Annotated in this window: 5 protein-coding genes; 1 reads left to right on the forward strand and 4 read right to left on the reverse strand. The window is 44.5% G+C overall.

The annotated features are described in order from the left end of the window. The 3 genes from ACLTL4_RS10800 to ACLTL4_RS10810 all read right to left on the reverse strand — a co-directional run. Positions 1–1,491, reverse strand: a 1,491-nt coding sequence (locus ACLTL4_RS10800; RefSeq protein ID WP_412320529.1) for a B12-binding domain-containing radical SAM protein, incomplete at its 3' end; no start/stop codon positions are given. A 24-nt stretch (positions 1,492–1,515) separates the two neighbouring features. Next, positions 1,516–1,818 carry a thioredoxin gene (gene trxA / locus ACLTL4_RS10805; protein WP_161285218.1) on the reverse strand — a complete coding sequence of 101 codons (303 nt, stop codon included), beginning with the start codon at positions 1,816–1,818 and terminating at the stop codon, positions 1,516–1,518. Between the two features lie 72 nt (positions 1,819–1,890). Beyond that, on the reverse strand, positions 1,891–2,793 hold the full coding sequence (locus ACLTL4_RS10810; protein ID WP_173902609.1) for an NAD(P)/FAD-dependent oxidoreductase: 903 nt from the start codon (positions 2,791–2,793) through the stop codon (positions 1,891–1,893). A gap of 235 nt (positions 2,794–3,028) precedes the next feature. Here ACLTL4_RS10810 and ACLTL4_RS10815 point away from each other — a divergent pair, with 235 nt between their 5' ends. Continuing rightward, positions 3,029–4,213, forward strand: a complete 1,185-nt coding sequence (locus tag ACLTL4_RS10815) for an iron-containing alcohol dehydrogenase (protein WP_412320530.1) — start codon at positions 3,029–3,031, stop codon at positions 4,211–4,213. Positions 4,214–4,275: 62 nt separating this feature from the next. On the opposite strand, the gene ACLTL4_RS10820 is transcribed toward ACLTL4_RS10815, so the two are convergent. Then, complete coding sequence (locus ACLTL4_RS10820) at positions 4,276–5,352, reverse strand: 3D domain-containing protein (protein WP_265107718.1); 1,077 nt, start codon at positions 5,350–5,352, stop codon at positions 4,276–4,278. Between the last annotated feature and the right edge of the window lie 86 nt (positions 5,353–5,438).

The following is a 5,438-nucleotide window of genomic DNA, read 5'->3' on the forward strand; positions in this document are numbered from 1 at the left end:
TTTCTGGTCTGCTGCAAAGGAAGGTCGTTTCTTCAGCCGCTCTCTCAGATACAGATCATACAGCATATACTGTGCCGCTGTTTCCGCATCGATCTGTGTCTCCTCCTTCAGAAACTCCAGCAGAATCTCATAACGACGCATTCTGGAATGTGAAATCTCACTGTATCCTTTCTCTTCATAAAAAGTACCCAGCTTTTCATAAAATATAAAAGCATCCTCAAACTGCGGCACCAGATATTCCAGTGTATTCTGAAACTGTCCGCTGTTATAGTAAACCTCTACCATGCTTTCTACCCGCTTAAGCTTCAGAATTTCTCTGTAAGAAAGCCAGTTTGTAGAAAGTACCTCGTATGGTTCTTTTTCTTTGTGCAAGATTCCGTACTTCTGTGCTTCCTGTTCCATCAAAGACCCCTTCAGAACCTTAAGAAATCCCAGCTGAAGCTGATCCGGTTTCATTTCGTAAACATCATTAAAAGAACGGTGGAACGTATTATAATCCTCATATGGAAGACCTGCGATCAGATCCAGATGCTGATGAATATTTCCAAAACTGTGGATCTTTGCGACAGACCTTTCCAGTTTCACGAGATCCATGTGCCTGTGGATTGCATGAATGGTGTCCGTATTTGTGGACTGCACGCCTATCTCAAGCTGGATCAGCCCCGGACGCATTTTACTCATAAGCTGAATTTCTTCATCCCGAAGAAGATCTGCCGAAATTTCAAAATGGAAATTTGTCACTCCGTTATCATGCTCCAGAATGTATCTCCATATTTCCATCGCATGCTCATGCCTGCAGTTGAAGGTCCGGTCTACAAACTTGACCTGCGGCACTCTGTGATCCAGAAAAAACTGCAGTTCCCTTCTAACCAGCTCCAGATCACGAAATCTTAACTTCTTATCAATAGAAGACAGACAATAACTGCAGGAAAACGGGCATCCTCTGCTGCTCTCATAATAAATGATCTTGTTCTCAAAATCCTTAAGCTGCTCATATACAAAAGGAATTTCGCTTAAATCTGTCAATTCTCTCCAGCCATTATTGTAGATTTCTTCTCCGTCATGATAGACAATTCCCGGAATCTCGGTCAGAGATCCCTCCCCGTCCACGTAATAATGCACCAGCTCCAGAAATGTTTTTTCTCCTTCTCCTATCATAACCCCAGTCATCTGTGGTGTTTTTCTGAGGAAAGCCTCCGCATCAAAAGAAACCTCCGGTCCTCCAGCCCAGAATTTTGTTTCTGGAAGTATTTTGTGCAGATCACAGAGAAGATCCTTTACAAAAGAAATATTCCATATATAGCAGGAGAAGCAGACCACATCCGCTCCAGTCAGATAAATATCCTTCAAAATCTCATCTTTCGTCTGATTGATCGTATATTCTCTCAGAAGAATATGCTCCTGATAAGCAGACGCATATGCCCTGAGATCATATACAGCAAGATTTGAATGAATATATTTTGCATTACATGCTGCCAGTAATATTTTCATAAATCTTATAAACCTTTCTGGATCTTATTTATCCAGAAGCTCCTTAATTGTTTCTTTTGGAGTCAGTCCGACCAGTCGCTCTGCTTCCTGACCATTTCGGAAGATCAGAAGTGTCGGAATACTCATAATACGGAATTTCTGTGCCAGCTCCGGTTCCTGGTCAACGTCGATCTTGCCTACACAGTATCCCTCTTCTGCCAGTTCCTCAACGATCGGACCCTGACGCATACATGGTCCGCACCAGGTTGCCCAGAAATCCAGCAACACTGGTTTCTCCGCCTTAAGAACTTCCTGTTCAAAATTCGCTGCTGTAATTGCTTTTGCCATAATGATTCCTCCTGTTATAAGCTCTGTCTTTTGACAGTACGCTCAGATATATGATTTCCGTTTGCCTGTTTTTTATGAAGATTTTTTACTGCGGACATACTTCCCTGCACTGATGGCGGCCATACTGCCTTCATAAACCGCTTTTGATACCTGAAGAAGCCCTCCCGTACAGTCTCCCGCCGCAAAAAGTCCTGGAATGGTCGTTTCCATCTCTTTATTTATCTTAATGTTGCCCTTATCGGTGATCTCCGCCCCCATCTGTCTGGCAATCTCCGTACTTCCGGCAGTACCAAGTGCTATAAAAACTCCATCTGCCGGATAAAACGACTTCACCTGTGTTTCTGCTTCCTGTACAGACGCATCACTCTGCATCAGAAGACCGGAAACCTTATCCTCGCCTTCAATTGCCTGAATCTTCATCGTATTAACTGAGATAGGATGTTCTCTGGAAAATTCCGGTTTCTTTCCATCTGTATAGATTGTCACATCCTGTGTGACATTCCGAAGCTGTTCTGCCTCATGAAGAGCAAAATCACCATTTCCGACAACAGCAACTTCCTTGCCTCTGTAAAAGAAGGCATCACAGACAGCACAATAGCTGACACCTCTCCCCTCAAATTCCCTGAGACCTGGAATCTTCGGAGCAGTTCGCTTCCCTCCTGTCGCCAGAATCACGCTGACCGTATCAAAATCTCCGGCTGTGGTCTTTACTGTAAAAGTATCAAAACCGCTGATTCCCAGCACCTCTGCCTCTATGATACGGACACCCAGGGCTTCTGCCTGAGCAAGTCCTCTCTCATAAAGCTCCCTGCCCGAAACTGGCTGTTCCAGGCCATAATAATTCTCGATCTTCTCCGCCTTTTCCAGTGCTCCGATACCGTTATTTATCACAAGAGGATTCAGATTTCCTCTCGCCGCATACAGAGCAGCTGAAATTCCGGCGGGACCTGCACCGATGATCACTATATTTTCCATTTTATCACCTGCCTTTTTATTCTTTTATAATATTACACCGGAAAGGAAATGTCCAGAATGTTTTCTATTCCTTGAAAAACCCCAAATTTTTTATGTATTTATTTTTACAATTATGTTATATTTATCTTATGATGTCTTGGTCAGACTGAATGCACGCGAAACCCGGGTGCATGATCCTGAGCTGATATCTGCAGATACGATATTTATTAAATTTATATAAGGAGTAACTATCATTATGCGAAGCTTCGAATATTTTGCCCCCACAAGGGTTATTTTTGGCAAAGATTCTCATTTACAGATCGGTGATATCCTGAAAGAAGAAGGCTGCCATAAAGTTCTGATCCATTACGGCAGTCACAGTGCCATCTCTTCCGGACTTCTTGATGAAATCAAAAAATGTCTTACCGATGCTGATATTGACTTTGTCACTCTGGGCGGTGTTGTTCCAAATCCCCGTCTTTCCAAAGTACGCGAAGGCATTGAACTCTGCCGGAAAGAGAATGTAGATTTTATTCTTGCCGTTGGTGGCGGAAGTGTCATCGATTCCGGTAAAGCAATCGGTTATGGTGTTGCGAATCCATGGACAGATGTCTGGAATTTCTTCCTCAAGACAGAGACTCCGACTGCCTGTCTTCCGATTGGTGTGATTCCTACCATTGCAGCTTCCGGAAGTGAAATGAGCGGTTCCTGTGTTATCACCAACGAAGAGGGCTGGCTCAAACGTGGAAGCACCAGAAGTGATCTCTGCCGTCCTAAATTCGCTCTGATGAATCCAAGGCTGACCTACAGTCTTCCTCAGTATCAGACCGAGAGCGGATGTGTCGACATTCTCATGCACACCATGGAACGCTATTTTGTCAATATCGAAACTATGGAGATTACCGACAGCATGAGTGAATCTCTGATGCAGACTGTGATCTATAACGCACGTATCCTTATGAAGGAGCCAGGCAACTACAACGCCCGTGCAGAGATCATGTGGGCCGGAAGTCTTTCTCATAACGGTCTGACCGGATGCGGCACCGGTGGCGGTGACTGGTCCTGTCATCAGCTTGAACATGAACTTGGTGGTCTTTACGATGTCACCCACGGTGCCGGTCTTGCGGCTATCTGGGGAAGCTGGGCACGATATGTATACGACGTAAATCCGGAACGTTTTGCACAGTTTGCAACAAATGTATTTGAAATCCCATGTGATCTTGATTTCAACAACACCGCCCTGGCCGGAATCGAAGCAATGGAAAACTTTTTCCGGTCTATCCAGATGCCTACCAGCCTGCATGAACTTGGTCTTGATCTTAATGACCAGCAGATTCATGAGCTTGCTTTTAAATGCAGCTTTGAAGATACCCGTACCATTGGTGTATTTAAACAGTTAAACATGAAAGACATGGAAAAGATTTATTCCATGGCAAGATAAAACTCTTACAAAAATCTCCGGCAGGATACAGCTTTTGCTGTTTCAGCCGGAGATTTTGTATTTTACTGGATAAGATAAACCTCTGTGTAATAAACGCCCTTGGACTCACCCTCTGCATGCGTTGCCACATAAATATCAATACAGTTTGTCTTGATCGCACCACCACAGTCCTCTGCGACATAAACCTGTCCATTGATCACAACCTTGCTTCCATATGGTATCTGTGACGGGTCTACTGCGATCGTGTGGTTTGTCACCGCTGTTACACCCGTAGAAGTGATTCCATTTGCATACGGTCCACAACAAATACTGCACGGACAGTAATGTGTGATCTTGAATACACCAAGGTCTTTGAGTTTAGCATCAGAGGATGCTGCCACCGGTGTTCCGATCTGTACTCCATTCTGCTCGGTAACACTCTCATCTGTCTCCAGTGCATCTGCAAAGACTCCTTTACCGCTGCTTTTGTGAAGGGTTCCTGCATCTTTTTTCTTATCTATGGATGCCGAAGTATCTGTACTTTCCTGAGCATCTGCAACATCCAGGCAGCTGGTCGGGATATATCCCTCTTTTTCCGTTCCGTCTGCATTCTGATATTTGATCCTGCTCCAGACACCATTTACGGTTCCTGTACGCTTTACCTGATCCAGTTCCAGCACTTCGCCGACAACTTCTCCATCTTTCTTTCCCGGATAATCCAGAATGCTGCTGTCAGATGTTACTTCCACTTCTTCCTCATCTACAGACAGAATCTGATTTTCGCTGTTCAGTGCCTGCGTCTGCATATATCCTATGACCTTTTCTCCTTCAGACTCTGCCTCCACCTTACTCCAGCCATTGTCACAGATCGCCGTCTGTTCTACCTGGTCTCCCAGTGCTGCTGCCATAAGCTCCGCACTGCTGTCAGAGGGCATGGAATAAATACCTGCTATTCTGGCTGTCACATAAAGTGTTTTCTTATCTGCTGTTACCTGAACCGTATTCCCCTTACCATCATCTGTCTCAAATGTCTGGACAGACTTATTTTCCTTCTGTGCCGTTTCCAGCACTGTATCATAATCCGGAACTTCGCCATAAACCAGAGATGCATGACATAACAGCACACTCCCCAGCAAAAGGGCCGTCGTTCTCTTCTTCACGAATCTTTCACCTCTTTCTGTCAGTTTACTATATTTGTTACTGTTCACTCCGTTCGCAGTAACTTGGTCAAAATGCATTCCAAATC

The organism is Hominisplanchenecus sp., assembly GCF_046967715.1.
Taxonomy (GTDB): Bacteria; Bacillota; Clostridia; order Lachnospirales; family Lachnospiraceae; genus Hominisplanchenecus; species Hominisplanchenecus faecis.